The sequence below is a fragment of the Treponema sp. R6D11 genome (assembly GCF_054786075.1).
The window spans coordinates 1-207 of sequence record NZ_BDHD01001533.1; the positions used below are offsets into that span (position 1 = coordinate 1).

Consider the following 207-nt stretch of genomic DNA (forward strand, 5'->3'; position numbering starts at 1 on the left):
CCCGTGCTTTCGGGCGGCTCTCCCGGTCCCCATAAGATTCAGGGTATCGGCGCTGGCTTCAAGCCGCAGGTTTATGACGCGGCGGTAATCGACGAGATTTACCAGACCGATGAAACAAAAGCCGGAAACGCCGCGCGCCGTCTTGCGAAAGAAGAGGGTATTATTGTAGGCATTTCGTCAGGTTCCGTTCTTGAAGCGGCTCTGACC

General features: G+C 56.5%; 1 pseudogene. It reads left to right on the top strand.

Annotated features, from left to right (window positions below):
- Positions 1 to 207: pseudogene (locus tag ACYVTD_RS19280) on the top strand (cysteine synthase A); the annotation flags it as partial.